This window comes from Pseudomonas fluorescens group sp., from assembly GCF_020093335.1.
In the GTDB taxonomy this organism is placed as follows: Bacteria; Pseudomonadota; Gammaproteobacteria; order Pseudomonadales; family Pseudomonadaceae; genus Aquipseudomonas; species Aquipseudomonas petroselini.
Genome location: NZ_JAIOKW010000003.1, coordinates 299,471 through 313,223 on the forward strand (window position 1 = coordinate 299,471; position 13,753 = coordinate 313,223).

The window sequence follows — 13,753 nt, forward strand, 5'->3', positions numbered from 1 at the left end:
AAGCCGACCGCCTGAAATCAGAGGGTTTTTGCGGAGGCAGAACCCCCAAACGGTTCTATCTGAAAGCATGTGGCGCTTGTATTGGGGCGGCTTCGCCACCCAGCGCGGGGCAAGCCCGCTCACTACAAAAGCCGACCGGCTGAAATTAGAGGGTTTTTGCGGAGGCGGGGTTGATCATCCGTGTCAGCCCCAAATTCTTCAGCGCCAACTGCAGCGAGCTGTGGATAACTTGCGGGTTGTCGATGGTCATCAGTTCCGCCAGCAGATCCTTGGCCATGCTCAGTTCAACCTGGCGCAGCATCCACTTCACCTTCGGCAAGTTGGTGGCGTTCATCGACAGGCTGTCAAAGCCCATAGCCATCAACAGCACCGCCGCCGCCGGGTCGCCGGCCATTTCACCGCAGATGCTCACCGGCTTGCCTTCGGCATGGGCGTCGCGCACCACGTGTTGCAGGGCTTGCAGCACCGCCGGGTGCAGGTAGTCGTAGAGGTCGGCCACCCGTGGGTTGTTACGGTCCACGGCCAGCAGGTACTGGGTCAGGTCGTTGGAACCCACCGACAGGAAGTCCACCTGCCGCGCCAGCTCCTTGGCCTGGTACACCGCCGCCGGGATTTCGATCATCACGCCAATCGGCGGCATCGGCACGTCGGCGCCTTCGTCGCGTACTTCGCCCCAGGCACGGTGGATCAGGTGCAGCGCCTCTTCCAGTTCATGGGTACCGGAAATCATCGGCAGCAAAATGCGCAGGTTGTTCAGGCCTTCGCTGGCCTTGAGCATGGCGCGGGTCTGTACGAGGAAAATTTCAGGGTGGTCGAGGGTGACGCGGATACCGCGCCAGCCGAGGAACGGGTTGTCCTCTTTAATCGGGAAGTACGACAGTGACTTGTCGCCGCCGATGTCCAGGCTGCGCATGGTCACCGGCAACGGGTGGAAGGCTTGCAGTTGCTCGCGATAAATCGCCAGCTGCTCCTTCTCACTCGGAAAACGCTGGTTGATCATGAACGGCACTTCGGTGCGGTACAGCCCCACCCCTTCTGCGCCGCGCTGTTGCGCACGGGCCACGTCGGCCAGCAGGCCGGTATTTACCAGCAGTGGCACACGGTGGCCATCGGTGGTCACGCACGGCAGCTCGCGCAATGAATCGAGGCCCAGCGCCAGTTGCTTCTCTTCTTCAACCACTTCGGCGTACTGCTTGCGCATCACTTCGCTGGGGTTGGTAAACACTTCGCCGCGGTGGCCATCGACAATCATGTCGATGCCGTCGACTTTGGAATACGGCAGGTCCACCAGGCCCATCACCGTCGGGATACCCATGGCACGGGCCAGGATCGCGACGTGGGAGTTACCCGAACCCAATACCGACACCAGGCCGACCAGCTTGCCTTCCGGCACTTCGCCAAGCATGGTGGCGGTCAGTTCTTCACTGATCAGGATGGTGTTGTCGGGGTAGACCAGGTTAGTGGTGCGGTCTTCCTGCAGGTACGCCAGCAGACGGCGACCGAGGTCACGCACATCCGAGGCGCGTTCGCGCAGGTAGGCGTCGTCCATCAGTTCGAAACGGTTGACGTGATCGGTGACCACCTGGCGCAATGCGCCCTGGGCCCACTGGCCGGTCTTGATCACGGTCTTGACTTCATTACCCAGCGACGCGTCGTCGAGCATCATCTGGTACACGTCGAACAGCGCACGCTCTTCGGGGCGCAACTGGGTGGCCAGCTTGGTCGACAGGTTGCGCATGTCGGCGCGTACGCCTTCCAGGGCGGTCTTGAACAGTTTGATTTCAGCGTCGATGTCATGGACGGTCTTGTCCGGCACCACATCGAGGTCGGCCGGCGGCAGCATGACCACCGCAGTACCGACCGCCGCACCCGGCGAACCCGGTACGCCGACGAACTTGGCTTCCTGGATGCCCTTGCCCTGGCGCCCCAGGCCGCGAATCGAGCCGGTGGCTTCGGCGTGGGCAATCACGCCAGCGAGCTGCGCACTCATGGTCACGAGGAAGGCTTCTTCACCTTCGTCGAACTGGCGGCGCTCTTTTTGCTGGATGACCAACACGCCGACGACGCGGCGGTGGTGAATGATCGGTGCGCCGAGGAACGAGGCGTAACGCTCTTCACCGGTTTCGGCAAAGTAGCGGTAACGCGGGTGATCGGCCGCGTGTTCAAGGTTCAGGGGTTCTTCACGCGTCCCCACCAGGCCCACCAGACCCTCATTGGGCGCCATGCTGACCTTACCGATAGAGCGCTTGTTCAAGCCCTCGGTGGCCATCAGCACAAAACGGTTGGTCTCGGGGTCCAGCAGGTAAACCGAGCAGACCTGGCTGCCCATGGCTTCCTTGACGCGCAACACAATAATCCCCAACGCCGCCTTGAGATCCTTGGCGGAGTTAACTTCCTGGACGATCTTGCGCAGCGTATTGAGCATGGCTCGGGGTCGAACTCCGTCGTCAGTCGCGCGCTAAAAGGCGCGGGGCAAGCTCTTTGAGAGCGCGACGATAAACTTCGCGCTTGAATGTCACCACCTGGCCCAACGGGTACCAATAGCTGACCCAGCGCCAGCCATCGAACTCCGGTTTACCGGTCAAATCCATCCGCACCCGCTGCTCGTTGGAGATCAGGCGCAGGAGAAACCATTTCTGCTTCTGGCCGATGCACAGCGGTTGGCTGTGGGTACGCACCAGGCGTTGCGGCAAACGATAGCGCAACCAGCCACGGGTACAGGCCAGAATTTGTACATCTTCACGCTCAAGGCCGACTTCTTCATTCAACTCACGGTACAAGGCGTCTTCAGGGGTTTCGTCGGGGTTGATTCCGCCTTGAGGAAACTGCCAGGCATCTTGGTTGATTCGGCGAGCCCATAGCACCTGTCCGGCATCATTCGTAAGAATAATCCCGACATTAGGACGGAAACCATCGGGGTCGATCACGGCAACAACCTCGCAAACGCATGTCGCCGCATTGTTCCACAAAGGTTGATGAAGCGGCAACGAGGCTTCTTACCTTATGTGCACTCTTGTGAAAAGACCGTATTCTGGACGCCTTTTTACAGACTTTTCAGCGAGTAACTGCAATGCGCCTGGCTTTATTCGACTTGGACAACACCCTTCTCGGCGGTGACAGCGACCACGCCTGGGGCGATTACCTATGTGAACGCGGGATTCTCGACCCGGTGGCCTACAAGGCCCGCAACGACGAGTTCTACCAGGACTACCTGGCCGGCACGCTGGACAACGCCGCCTACCTGAACTTCTGCCTGGAAATCCTTGGCCGCACCGAAATGGCCCAGCTGGACGAGTGGCACAACGACTATATGCGCGACTGCATCGAGCCGATCGTGCTGCCCCTGGCCCTGGAACTGCTGGCCAAACACCGCGCCGCCGGTGACACCCTGGTGATCATCACCGCCACCAACCGTTTCGTCACCGCGCCAATTGCCGCACGCCTGGGCGTCGAAACCCTGATCGCCACCGAGTGCGAGATGGAAAATGGTCGCTACACCGGACGCAGCACCGACGTACCGTGCTTTCGTGAGGGCAAGGTGACGCGCTTGAACCGCTGGCTGGAAGAAACCGGGTACAGCCTGGAAGACAGCTACTTTTACAGCGATTCGATGAATGATTTGCCGTTGCTGGAGCAGGTGACGCACCCGGTGGCGGTGGATCCGGATCCAAATCTGCGGGCCGAAGCCGAGAAGCGTGGTTGGCCGGTGATTACGTTGCGCAGCTGATGGCCCTATCGGGGGCAAGCCCCCTCCCACACTTGATCGGGTTCACACGGTCAAAATGTGGGAGGGGGCTTGCCCCCGATGCAGGCGACTCGGTCTAAAGCCTCAAACCGGCTTTGCACCCATGAGCCCCGCAATCGCCACAAACCCCACCAGACTGACCACCGCCAGCACCAACGTGAAGTTCAAGCTACCGCCCTCGCCTTTGCGCAAGCGATTAAGCCGTGCCACCAGCCAGAACCATGCCAGCGCCGCCACGGTATAGAGGAGGCTGGACCCCAGGATCCACGTCTGCCCCAGCGGCCAGCCGATCAGATGCGCCAGCCACCAGCCGGTAAACGGCATGCTCACCACGCAAATCCCCATCAACAACCAGACGAATGCCCACGGGCGCTGCACGGTCACCGCCGGGCCGGCGCTGCGTTTGCGCCAGGCCAGCAACGCCAGCCCCAGGCCGCTGAGCAGCAGCAACACGGTGGCTGCAACGTGGATAACTTTCAAGGTAGTCAGGGTTTCCATGTGTCGTTTTCCTTAAAGGTCGCCCCGTCAGCGTAGTCGCTCAACCGAGGAACAGTGTGTAGGCCGGGTTATCGCTTTCATCCCAGTATGGGTAGCCAATGGCTTCCAGGGCTGCCGGTACCAGGTGACGCTCGTCCGCCGGCACTTGCAGGCCGGCGACCACACGGCCATCGGCTGCGCCGTGGTTGCGATAGTGGAACATCGAGATGTTCCAGCGCCCGCCCAATTTGTTAAGAAAGTTGAACAAGGCGCCCGGACGCTCCGGGAATTCGAAACGCAACACCACTTCGTCACTGACTTTGGCCGCGTGCCCGCCGACCATATGACGGATGTGCAACTTGGCCAGTTCGTTCTCGGTCAGGTCCAGCACCGGGAAACCCTGGCTCGTGAGGCTGGCGATCAGTGCACTGCGCGGGTCGGTTTCCGGATGAGTCTGCACGCCGACGAAAATGTGCGCCTCGCTGCCGGAGTGGTAGCGGTAGTTGAATTCGGTAATCTGGCGCTTGCCCACGGCTTCGCAGAACGCCTTGAAGCTGCCGGGCTTCTCGGGAATGGTCACGGCGATGATGGCTTCGCGGCCTTCACCCAACTCGGCGCGCTCGGCCACATGGCGCAGGCGGTCGAAGTTGACGTTGGCGCCGGAGTCGATGGCCACTAGGGTCTGGCCGGTCACACCACGGGTTTCCACGTATTTCTTGATCCCGGCCACACCCAATGCCCCCGCCGGCTCGGTGATGGAACGGGTGTCGTCGTAGATGTCCTTAATCGCCGCACAGATTTCATCGGTGCTCACGGTAATCACTTCATCCACATAGTGCTTGCAGATGTCGAAGGTATGCTGGCCGATCTGCGCCACCGCCACGCCATCGGCAAACAGGCCCACGGTCGGCAGTACCACGCGCTCGCCCGCGGCCATGGCGGCTTGCAGGCAGTTGGAGTCGTCCGGCTCGACGCCGATGACCTTGATCTCCGGGCGCAGGTACTTCACGTAGGCCGCGATACCGGCAATCAGCCCGCCGCCGCCCACCGGTACGAAAATCGCGTCCAGTGGCCCTGGGTGCTGGCGCAGGATTTCCATCGCCACGGTGCCCTGCCCGGCAATGGTGTGCGGATCGTCGTAGGGGTGGATGTAGACGTAGCCTTTTTCGTCGACCAGTTTCAGCGAGTAGGCCAGGGCTTCCGGGAAGGAGTCGCCATGCAGCACCACTTTGCCGCCACGGGAGCGCACGCCTTCGACCTTGATCTCGGGGGTGGTCTTGGGCATCACGATGGTGGCTTTCACCCCCAGCACCTTCGCCGCCAGGGCCAGGCCCTGCGCATGGTTGCCCGCCGATGCGGTGACCACGCCACGCGCACGCTCTTCAGCGGTCAGCTGCGTCAGCTTGTTATAGGCGCCGCGAATCTTGAACGAGAACACCGGCTGCAAGTCTTCGCGCTTGAGCCAGACCTTGTTGCCCAGCCGCTCGGAGAGCTGGCGAGCGGTCTGCAACGGGGTTTCTACGGCAACGTCGTAAACGCGCGAGGTGAGGATCTTTTTGACGTACTGTTCAAGCATCGGCGGAAATCACTGGGCGAGTTGGGCAGGGCCAAGGAGTCTAACCCAGCGTTTGGGCGGGCGACCACACGAATCCAGAGGTTTTGTTGGGTTATACTCGCGCCCCTCTTTACTCCCCGCCCGTTCCGGAGCCCGCATGACCCAGGATCAACTCAAACAGGCAGTGGCCCAGGCCGCCGTCGATTTAATCCTTCCTAAACTCGACGACAAAAGCATCGTCGGTGTCGGCACCGGCTCCACCGCCAACTGCTTTATCGATGCGCTGGCCCAGCACAAGGGCGCGTTCGACGGCGCCGTGGCCAGCTCCGAAGCCACCGCCGCTCGCCTCAAGGGCCACGGCATTCCGGTGTATGAGCTCAACACCGTGAGCGACCTGGAGTTCTACGTCGACGGCGCCGATGAAAGCGACGAACACCTGAACCTGATCAAAGGCGGCGGCGCAGCCCTGACCCGCGAGAAGATCGTCGCGGCCGTGGCCAAGACCTTTATCTGCATCGCCGACGCCAGCAAGCTGGTGCCGGTCCTCGGCGCGTTCCCGCTGCCGGTGGAAGTGATCCCGATGGCCCGCAGCCACGTGGCCCGCGAGCTGGTGAAACTGGGCGGCGACCCGGTGTACCGCGAAGGCGTGTTGACCGACAACGGCAACATCATCATCGACGTGTTCAACCTGCAGATCACCAACCCGGTAGAGCTGGAGACGCAGATCAACGCGATCGTCGGCGTGGTCACCAACGGCTTGTTCGCGGCGCGCCCGGCGGATGTGCTGTTGCTCGGCACCTCTGAAGGCGTGAAAACCCTCAAGGCCTGAGAACACCCCATTAGTCATGCAGTGTTTTCAGGGACTGGGTTTCTTGAAGACGTAGAACAGGTTCGGCTCGCTGACGAGGTACAACGTGCCCTCGTCATCCATGGCGATCCCTTCGGCCTGCGGCACCCGCTTCGTCAGGCCATGGCGCCCGTTCAGCAGTGACAGACTGCTTAGCGGGCGACCGTCGATATCCAGTTCCAGCACTAGGAACGACTCATCCGACAGCGCCAGCAAATGGCCGCTGCGCTCATCGTATTGCAGGCTCGACAGGTCACGTACAAACAGCCCGGCATCGCGCTTGGGGTTGTTGATCACGTGCACCGAGTAGGTTTTTTCCGGTTTGAAATGCGGGAAGCCGTGGACCTCGTAGATCAGCATCGGGTCGCGCTCCTTGGCCACGAACAGGCGCTTGCCCACCGAGTCATAGGCCAGGCCTTCAAAGCCCTTGTTGCCCCCCACGTGCAGGCCCAGCGTCATCTGTTCCGCATCGGCGGCATCGAGGAATTGGGTGTCGTCGTCCACATGCACCTTGATCAGCCGCTGCTGGCGCTCATCGCTGATGACATAAATGTTGTCGCTGATAAATTCCACCGCCTCGGCATCGCCGAAGCCCACCAAGGGAATACGCCGCAGGATCTTGCCCTCAAGGGACAACTCGATCAGCTCGGCGTTTTTATTGGTAACGGTAAACAGGCTTTTGCGCACCGGGTCGTAGGTCAGGGCCGACACATCGTCATCGAGCCCTTCGATCACTTGGGCCTCCAGCGCCACACGGTAATCCGCCAAGCCGATGGAGCGCTCATTCGTCGGCTGACGCCACGCCTGCCAGTTGAACCAGGCACGCTCGAACAGGCGAAAGTGCTGCGCAACGGCCCCGGCGCAGATCAGCGCGATCAACACAAGAATAGAGAACAGGGGTTTGGGGCGGGCTAGTCGACGCATCGGGGCGGGCTCAAAGTCAAAAGTGGCGAATGAATATCACGCCTGTCTGAATTTAAACTTAAACGCGCCCTGATGTCTGGCGAATGCCGCACACAGCGACATATCTGACGTAATCAGTTGTTATTTCTGCTTTTCGAAGCGATAGAACAGGTTGGGTTCACTGACCATGTAGAGCGTGCCGTCGTCGTCCATGGTCACGCCCTCGGCACGCGGAATGGTGTCTTTCAGGCCATTGAAACCGCCCAGCAAGGTCATGAAGCTGACTTGCTCACCCCTCTCGTCCAGCTCCAGCAGCAGATGGGAGTCGGCCGACAACACCAGTAGATGCCCGGTGCGCGGGTCGACCGCCAGTGCCGAGAGGTTGCGCATGTCCAGTTCGGTGTTGGTCAGCTTCACCTTGTTACCCGCCAGGGTCTGGCTGCCATCGCTTTTCCAGGTAAACAGGGCAGGCGGGCGCTCTTCGCCCAGGACCAATTGCTGGTTACGCTTATCCCAGGTGATCGCTTCAAAGGCCTTGTTCTGGTCCTTGGACGGGCCCAGGTCATAACTTGGGAAGTCGGCCTTGTTCAGCGCCGTGGTGGCAGCGTCGACCTTGACGATGGTCAGGCTATGCTGGCGCTCGTCGACCACGGCCATCAGGCCGTTTTCCATCATTGTCAGCCCTTCGGGGTTGTTCCATCCGTTGAGCGGCATCTTGCGCAGCACATCACCTTGCAAGGTCAGCTCGACGAGAAACGGGTTTTTGCCCATGACCGAGAACAGCGTCTTGGTCTGGGGGTTATAGGCCAGGTCCGAGGCCTCGTCCTTCTCCATACCCGGTAGCAACTTGGCGTCGATGACTGCGTGGTAGTCCGGCAACCACACGCTTTCCTGGCGCTCAGCGGTGGTTTCGAAACGTTCCAGCACCCACAGCACACCGCGATCATCCCAGTGCATGGCCCAGGCGATGCCGTACACAATCGCCCCGGCGAGAAACACCCAGGAATACCAGCGCAGGGCAAAACGGGAACGCAGCTTAGGGGTGACGGTAGGCAGGGGCACGGCCATTGGGCACTTTTCCGGAAAGTCAGCGTTAGGTGATAGCACAGGAACAACGGACCCGCGCGCTTGAGGCAGAGGATTATCCGGATGGGGTGTGAAAAAAATGCAAAAACTTGGATTTTGCGGCGACACACAAATAAAGGTGGGAGGGGGCTTGCCCCCGATTACAGTGGATCAGTCAATATTTCCAGTGACTGACACTCCGCATCGGGGGCAAGCCCCCTCCCACAATTTTGACCGCGTTTTGTCAGCGCTTAACGAACAAAGCTTTCAAAGCGATTCTGGCCCGACAGCTCCAACACCAGCTCATCACCCACATTCAGCGGGCCCACGCCGGCCGGGGTGCCGGTGAGGATCACATCGCCCGCCTGCAGCGAGAAGCAGCCGGCCATGTGCTGGATCATCGGGATGATCGGGTTGAGCATCTGCGCGCTGTTACCGTCCTGGCGCACTTCGCCGTTGATGCTCAGGCGGATACCGATATCGGTCACGTCCTGGAAAGTGCTGCCCACTACGAACGGCGCAATCACCGCCGCACCGTCGAACGACTTGGCGATTTCCCACGGCAGGCCCTTGGCTTTCAGCTCGGCCTGCTTGTCGCGCAAGGTCAGGTCCAGGGCCGGGGCGAAGCCGGAGATGGCGTCCAACACTTCTTCACGGCTGGGCTTGTTCGACAACGGCTTGCCGATCAATACCGCGATTTCCGCTTCGTAGTGCACCGAACCGCGCTCGGTAGGGATGCTGAAACCACCTTCCAGCGGCACCACACAGCTGCCCGGCTTAATGAACAGCAACGGTTCGGTCGGCACCGGGTTGTCCAGTTCCTTGGCGTGTTCGGCGTAGTTACGCCCGATACACACCACTTTACCGACCGGAAAGTGGATGTTGGTGCCGTCGACATACTTGTGCTGGTAGCTCATGGAACGACTCCTTAAGGGCGGTTAAACAGCGAAGATCTTGCCGGGGTTCATGATCCCGTTAGGGTCGAACACCGCTTTGACGGCCTTCATGTATTCGATTTCAACCGGCGAGCGGCTGTAGGTCAGGTAATCACGCTTGGTCATGCCCACACCGTGCTCGGCCGAGATGGAACCGTTGTACTTCTGGACGGTTTCAAATACCCACTTGTTCACGGTGGCGCACTTGGCGAAGAACTCATCCTTGCTCAGGTTTTCCGGCTTGAGGATGTTCAGGTGCAGGTTGCCGTCGCCGATGTGGCCGAACCACACGATTTCGAAATCCGGGTAGTGTTCGCCGACGATCGCGTCGATTTCTTTCAAAAACCCTGGGACTTTGGAGACAGTCACCGAGATGTCGTTCTTGTAAGGGGTCCAGTGGGAAATGGTCTCGGAGATGTACTCGCGCAGTTTCCACAGGTTGTGCAGCTGGGTTTCGCTCTGGCTCATCACGCCGTCCAGCACCCAGCCCTGCTCCACACAGTGCTCGAAGGTTTCCAGCGCGTGGTTGGCGACTTCTTCGGTGGTGGCTTCGAACTCCAGCAGCGCGTAGAACGGGCACTCGGTGTCGAACGGCGCTGGCACGTCGCCACGGCCCATGACCTTGGCCAGGGCCTTGTCAGAGAAGAATTCAAAGGCGGTCAGGTCCAGTTTGCTCTGGAACGCGTGCAGCACCGGCATGATCGAGTCGAAATCGGTGGTGCCGAGCACCATCGCAGTAAGGTTTTTCGGCGCGCGGTCCAGGCGCATGGTGGCTTCGACCACAAAGCCCAGGGTGCCTTCGGCACCGATGAACAGCTGGCGCATGTCATAGCCGGTGGCGTTCTTGATCAGGTCGCGGTTCAGCTCCAGTACGTCGCCCTTGCCGGTGACGACCTTCATGCCGGCCACCCAGTTGCGAGTCATGCCGTAGCGAATGACCTTGATCCCGCCGGCATTGGTACCGATATTGCCGCCAATCTGGCTGGAGCCCGACGACGCGAAGTCCACCGGGTAGTACAGGCCTTTTTCTTCAGCGACGTTCTGCAATTGCTTGGTAACCACGCCCGGCTGGCACACGGCGGTGCGGTCGGTGAGGTTCACGTCGAGGATCTGGTTCATATAGTCGAACGAGACGACCACTTCACCATTGGCCGCCACTGCCGCCGCCGACAGGCCGGTACGACCACCCGACGGCACCAGCGCCACCTTGTGTGCATTGGCCCAACGAACAATGGCTTGCACCTGCTCGGTCGTCTTGGGGAAGACGATGGCGGTCGGCGCGGGTGCGAAATGCTTGGTCCAATCCTTGCCGTAAGCCTCCAGGGAGTCGGCATCGGTCAGCACTTTGCCGGGCTCAACCAGGGTCTTTAGCTCATCAATCAGGGCAGGATGGGTCATCGACAGAACTCTCGAACAATTCATGGTCATCCTGAGAACGCTTCACGTCGCAGGAATGAGTGTTAGCGGGGCGCGTATGCTAGCATACCGCCCCCGCAGGACAGAGCCCAAGGGCGTTTCTGCGGTGACGGCTTTCCTGCCGTCCGGGTCAGCTTGCGCTGCTCGATTCCCTGCCATTTTTCTCCGGGATACAGGTTTACGCAGATGAGCAAGACTTCTCTCGATAAGAGCAAGATCAAGTTCCTTCTTCTGGAAGGCGTCCACCCATCGGCTGTCGACGTTCTGAAAGCCGCCGGGTACACCAGCATTGAGTACATCACCAGTTCTCTGCCGGAAGCCCAGCTCAAGGAAAAGATCGCCGACGCGCACTTTATCGGCATTCGCTCCCGCACTCAGCTGACCGAAGAGATCTTCGATCACGCCAAGAAACTCGTGGCGGTCGGCTGTTTCTGCATCGGCACCAACCAGGTCGACCTCAACGCAGCGCGCGAGCGCGGCATCGCGGTGTTCAACGCACCGTACTCCAACACCCGCTCCGTTGCGGAACTGGTGCTGGCCGAGGCTATCCTGCTGCTGCGCGGCATTCCTGAGAAGAACGCTTCCTGCCACCGTGGCGGCTGGATCAAAAGCGCGGCCAACTCCTTCGAAATCCGCGGCAAGAAGCTGGGTATCGTCGGTTACGGTTCGATCGGTACGCAACTGTCGGTCCTGGCGGAAGGCCTGGGCATGCAGGTGTTCTTCTACGACACCCTGACCAAGCTGCCGCTGGGCAACGCCACGCAAGTGTCGAGCCTGACCGAGCTGCTGGGGATGTCCGACATCGTGACCCTGCACGTTCCGGAAACCGCTGAGACCCAGTGGATGATCGGCGAGAAGGAAATCCGCGCCATCAAGAAAGGCGGCATCCTGATCAACGCGGCACGCGGCACTGTGGTCGAGCTGGACGCCCTGGCCGACGCGATCAAGGACAAGCACCTGATCGGCGCCGCCATCGACGTGTTCCCGGTAGAGCCACGCTCCAACGACGACATCTTCGAAAGCCCGCTGCGTGGCCTGGACAACGTGATCCTGACCCCGCACATCGGTGGTTCCACCGCTGAAGCCCAAGCCAACATCGGCCTGGAAGTGTCGGAGAAGCTGGTCAAGTACAGCGACAACGGTACGTCGGTCTCGTCCGTCAACTTCCCGGAAGTGGCCCTGCCGGCTCACCCTGGCAAGCACCGTCTGCTGCACATCCACCAGAACATCCCTGGCGTGATGATGGAGATCAACAAGGTCTTCGCGGAAAACGGCATCAACATCTCCGGTCAGTTCCTGCAGACCAACGAGAAAGTCGGCTACGTGGTGATCGACGTCGACGCCGAATACTCGGACCTGGCGCAAGAGAAGCTGCAGCACATCAACGGCACGATTCGTAGCCGCGTGTTGTTCTAAGGTTTCGATCGCACCACGAAAAAGGGAGCCCCTCGGGGCTCCCTTTTTTTCATCTGAACAAATCTTACTTGACGTTAACCGTGATCACTTTTGAGGCTACAGTCGGGTTGAACTGCATGTGCAGTTTGTCGCCGGCAACCAGTTGCAGCGTGTGTTTGCCTGGGGTGAGGGTCAGCTCGGTTTCGGTCTGGGCCTTACCGTAGTGGATCACGGTGTCGGTGGCGGGGATCGGCACGCCGGCGTCAGGCAGTTCTTTCTGGTCGACCAGCAGATGGTGGTGACCGGTGCCTGGATCCTGGCTGGTAGCCGGGGCCAGCTTCAGGCCTTCCATGCCGAATTTGACGGTGAAGGTCTTGTCGACGGTGGCGCCGTCTTTTGGCGACACGATGAATACTTTGGCGCCTTCAGGTGGAGCACTGCGCGGGATGCCGTCGGCGGCGGTAGCCAACATCGAAGCACCCAGCAGCAGGCTGGCAATCGTTGCACGGGACAAAAGGGCTTTCATTCGCTTCTCCAGTTTTTCTATGAAATCTGTAGGGTTATGACAACTTCGCGACAAATTGCGGTCCAAGGCACTCAACACCATAGCAAAGCGAGGCTGAACGGCGTCCTCGCACATTCGAATTCTTTAGGAGTGACCATGCGCTTTTCGCCTGGCCTGTTACTGCTGCTTCCCCTTCTGAGCCCTTTGGCGCATGCCGAACTGGTCGATGATGTGTTCGACCGTGGCGAACTGCGCATCGCCGTTGAAGCCAACACCCCGCCGTTCAACTTCAAGCAAGGCGACAAACTGACCGGCTTCGAAGTGGAGCTGGGTGAGCAACTGGCCCAGGAGATGGACGTGCGCCCCTCGTTTATCACCACCGATGACACCGACCTGCTGCCGGGGGTGGAAACCGGCAAGTACGACGTGGCCATCAACCATATCGCTATGACTGCCGAGCTGCAGGATCGGTTCGATTTCAGTGAGCCTTACAACGAGAAGCCTGAGCTGACGATCCCGTTCCAGAAGGGTAATCCGGCGTTCAAGGCGAGCCTGGACAAGGCGTTGCAACGCTTGAAGGCGGATGGCCGATTAAAGGCATTGGCGCACAAGTGGCTTGAAGGCGACACACCGGTAGCCAAGGCACAGTAGATCAACGGTGGGAGGGGGCTTGCTCCTGTACAAACCGGGGACATCGTTTACATTTCTAACCGGGGACATGGTTTACAGGTTAATACGCATGATCAGGAGGTAACTGATCATGCCCTGGAACCAAGAGTCCCCCATGAACCAACGAATCAAGCTGGTTGCTGACTGGCTTTCGGGTAATTTCACGAAAAGCCAGCTGGCCCGCCGCTTCGGTGTCAGTCGACCGACCGTAGACAAATGGATTTCTCGGCATAACGGCGAT

The 13,753-nt window shown here is 60.1% G+C and carries 14 protein-coding genes; 5 read left to right on the plus strand and 9 right to left on the minus strand.

The window, feature by feature from the left end:
- Positions 1-145 precede the first annotated feature (145 nt).
- Complete coding sequence (gene ptsP / locus K7431_RS05975) at positions 146-2,425, minus strand: phosphoenolpyruvate--protein phosphotransferase (protein ID WP_015886393.1); 2,280 nt, start codon at positions 2,423-2,425, stop codon at positions 146-148.
- Positions 2,426-2,447: 22 nt separating this feature from the next.
- Positions 2,448-2,927: an RNA pyrophosphohydrolase gene (locus tag K7431_RS05980; protein WP_003176750.1), complete on the minus strand. Its 480-nt coding sequence runs from the start codon at positions 2,925-2,927 to the stop codon at positions 2,448-2,450.
- 143 nt (positions 2,928-3,070) lie between these two features.
- On the opposite strand from K7431_RS05980, the gene K7431_RS05985 reads away from it, so the two are divergent.
- Positions 3,071-3,727: an HAD family hydrolase gene (locus K7431_RS05985; RefSeq protein WP_015886394.1), complete on the plus strand. Its 657-nt coding sequence runs from the start codon at positions 3,071-3,073 to the stop codon at positions 3,725-3,727.
- A gap of 102 nt (positions 3,728-3,829) precedes the next feature.
- Here the strand turns inward: K7431_RS05985 and K7431_RS05990 are convergent, their stop codons facing one another.
- Complete coding sequence (locus tag K7431_RS05990; protein WP_015886395.1) at positions 3,830-4,243, minus strand: DUF2269 family protein; 414 nt, start codon at positions 4,241-4,243, stop codon at positions 3,830-3,832.
- Between the two features lie 40 nt (positions 4,244-4,283).
- Positions 4,284-5,798 carry a threonine ammonia-lyase, biosynthetic gene (gene ilvA / locus K7431_RS05995; RefSeq protein WP_015886396.1) on the minus strand — a complete coding sequence of 505 codons (1,515 nt, stop codon included), beginning with the start codon at positions 5,796-5,798 and terminating at the stop codon, positions 4,284-4,286.
- A gap of 136 nt (positions 5,799-5,934) precedes the next feature.
- On the opposite strand from ilvA, the gene rpiA reads away from it, so the two are divergent.
- Positions 5,935-6,606 (plus strand): ribose-5-phosphate isomerase RpiA, encoded by a 672-nt coding sequence (rpiA, locus tag K7431_RS06000; protein ID WP_015886397.1) that lies wholly within the window; start codon positions 5,935-5,937, stop codon positions 6,604-6,606.
- A gap of 27 nt (positions 6,607-6,633) precedes the next feature.
- Here the strand turns inward: rpiA and K7431_RS06005 are convergent, their stop codons facing one another.
- The 4 genes from K7431_RS06005 to K7431_RS06020 all read right to left on the minus strand — a co-directional run bounded on the left by K7431_RS06005 (position 6,634) and on the right by K7431_RS06020 (position 10,925).
- Positions 6,634-7,548 (minus strand): SdiA-regulated domain-containing protein, encoded by a 915-nt coding sequence (locus tag K7431_RS06005; RefSeq protein WP_015886398.1) that lies wholly within the window; start codon positions 7,546-7,548, stop codon positions 6,634-6,636.
- A 120-nt stretch (positions 7,549-7,668) separates the two neighbouring features.
- Complete coding sequence (locus K7431_RS06010; RefSeq protein WP_015886399.1) at positions 7,669-8,595, minus strand: SdiA-regulated domain-containing protein; 927 nt, start codon at positions 8,593-8,595, stop codon at positions 7,669-7,671.
- Positions 8,596-8,843: 248 nt separating this feature from the next.
- On the minus strand, positions 8,844-9,509 hold the full coding sequence (locus K7431_RS06015) for a fumarylacetoacetate hydrolase family protein (protein WP_015886400.1): 666 nt from the start codon (positions 9,507-9,509) through the stop codon (positions 8,844-8,846).
- Positions 9,510-9,530: 21 nt separating this feature from the next.
- Entirely contained in the window at positions 9,531-10,925 is a 1,395-nt protein-coding gene (locus K7431_RS06020; RefSeq protein WP_015886401.1) for an FAD-binding oxidoreductase, read from the minus strand.
- A gap of 204 nt (positions 10,926-11,129) precedes the next feature.
- On the opposite strand from K7431_RS06020, the gene serA reads away from it, so the two are divergent.
- Complete coding sequence (gene serA, locus K7431_RS06025; RefSeq protein WP_003176761.1) at positions 11,130-12,359, plus strand: phosphoglycerate dehydrogenase; 1,230 nt, start codon at positions 11,130-11,132, stop codon at positions 12,357-12,359.
- Positions 12,360-12,423: 64 nt separating this feature from the next.
- On the opposite strand, the gene K7431_RS06030 is transcribed toward serA, so the two are convergent.
- The gene (locus K7431_RS06030) at positions 12,424-12,864 is read right to left on the minus strand and encodes a DUF4399 domain-containing protein (protein ID WP_015886402.1); all 441 of its coding nucleotides are present in this window, start codon (positions 12,862-12,864) and stop codon (positions 12,424-12,426) included.
- Between the two features lie 135 nt (positions 12,865-12,999).
- Here K7431_RS06030 and K7431_RS06035 point away from each other — a divergent pair, with 135 nt between their 5' ends.
- Both K7431_RS06035 and K7431_RS06040 read left to right on the plus strand, forming a co-directional pair.
- The gene (locus K7431_RS06035) at positions 13,000-13,494 is read left to right on the plus strand and encodes a transporter substrate-binding domain-containing protein (RefSeq protein ID WP_043206040.1); all 495 of its coding nucleotides are present in this window, start codon (positions 13,000-13,002) and stop codon (positions 13,492-13,494) included.
- Positions 13,495-13,603: 109 nt separating this feature from the next.
- The coding region (locus K7431_RS06040; RefSeq protein WP_442081246.1) for a helix-turn-helix domain-containing protein at positions 13,604-13,753 on the plus strand (150 nt) is incomplete at its 3' end.

Excerpts from the sequence above, each read along its gene's own strand:
- ptsP (WP_015886393.1), bottom strand. The coding sequence starts at position 2,425 with ATGCTCAATACGCTGCGCAAGATCGTCCAGGAAGTTAACTCCGCCAAG.
- K7431_RS05985 (WP_015886394.1), top strand. The coding sequence starts at position 3,071 with ATGCGCCTGGCTTTATTCGACTTGGACAACACCCTTCTCGGCGGTGAC.
- K7431_RS05990 (WP_015886395.1), bottom strand. The coding sequence starts at position 4,243 with ATGGAAACCCTGACTACCTTGAAAGTTATCCACGTTGCAGCCACCGTG.
- ilvA (WP_015886396.1), bottom strand. The coding sequence starts at position 5,798 with ATGCTTGAACAGTACGTCAAAAAGATCCTCACCTCGCGCGTTTACGAC.
- rpiA (WP_015886397.1), top strand. The coding sequence starts at position 5,935 with ATGACCCAGGATCAACTCAAACAGGCAGTGGCCCAGGCCGCCGTCGAT.
- K7431_RS06005 (WP_015886398.1), bottom strand. The coding sequence starts at position 7,548 with ATGCGTCGACTAGCCCGCCCCAAACCCCTGTTCTCTATTCTTGTGTTG.
- K7431_RS06010 (WP_015886399.1), bottom strand. The coding sequence starts at position 8,595 with ATGGCCGTGCCCCTGCCTACCGTCACCCCTAAGCTGCGTTCCCGTTTT.
- K7431_RS06015 (WP_015886400.1), bottom strand. The coding sequence starts at position 9,509 with ATGAGCTACCAGCACAAGTATGTCGACGGCACCAACATCCACTTTCCG.
- K7431_RS06020 (WP_015886401.1), bottom strand. The coding sequence starts at position 10,925 with ATGACCCATCCTGCCCTGATTGATGAGCTAAAGACCCTGGTTGAGCCC.
- serA (WP_003176761.1), top strand. The coding sequence starts at position 11,130 with ATGAGCAAGACTTCTCTCGATAAGAGCAAGATCAAGTTCCTTCTTCTG.
- K7431_RS06030 (WP_015886402.1), bottom strand. The coding sequence starts at position 12,864 with ATGAAAGCCCTTTTGTCCCGTGCAACGATTGCCAGCCTGCTGCTGGGT.
- K7431_RS06035 (WP_043206040.1), top strand. The coding sequence starts at position 13,000 with ATGCGCTTTTCGCCTGGCCTGTTACTGCTGCTTCCCCTTCTGAGCCCT.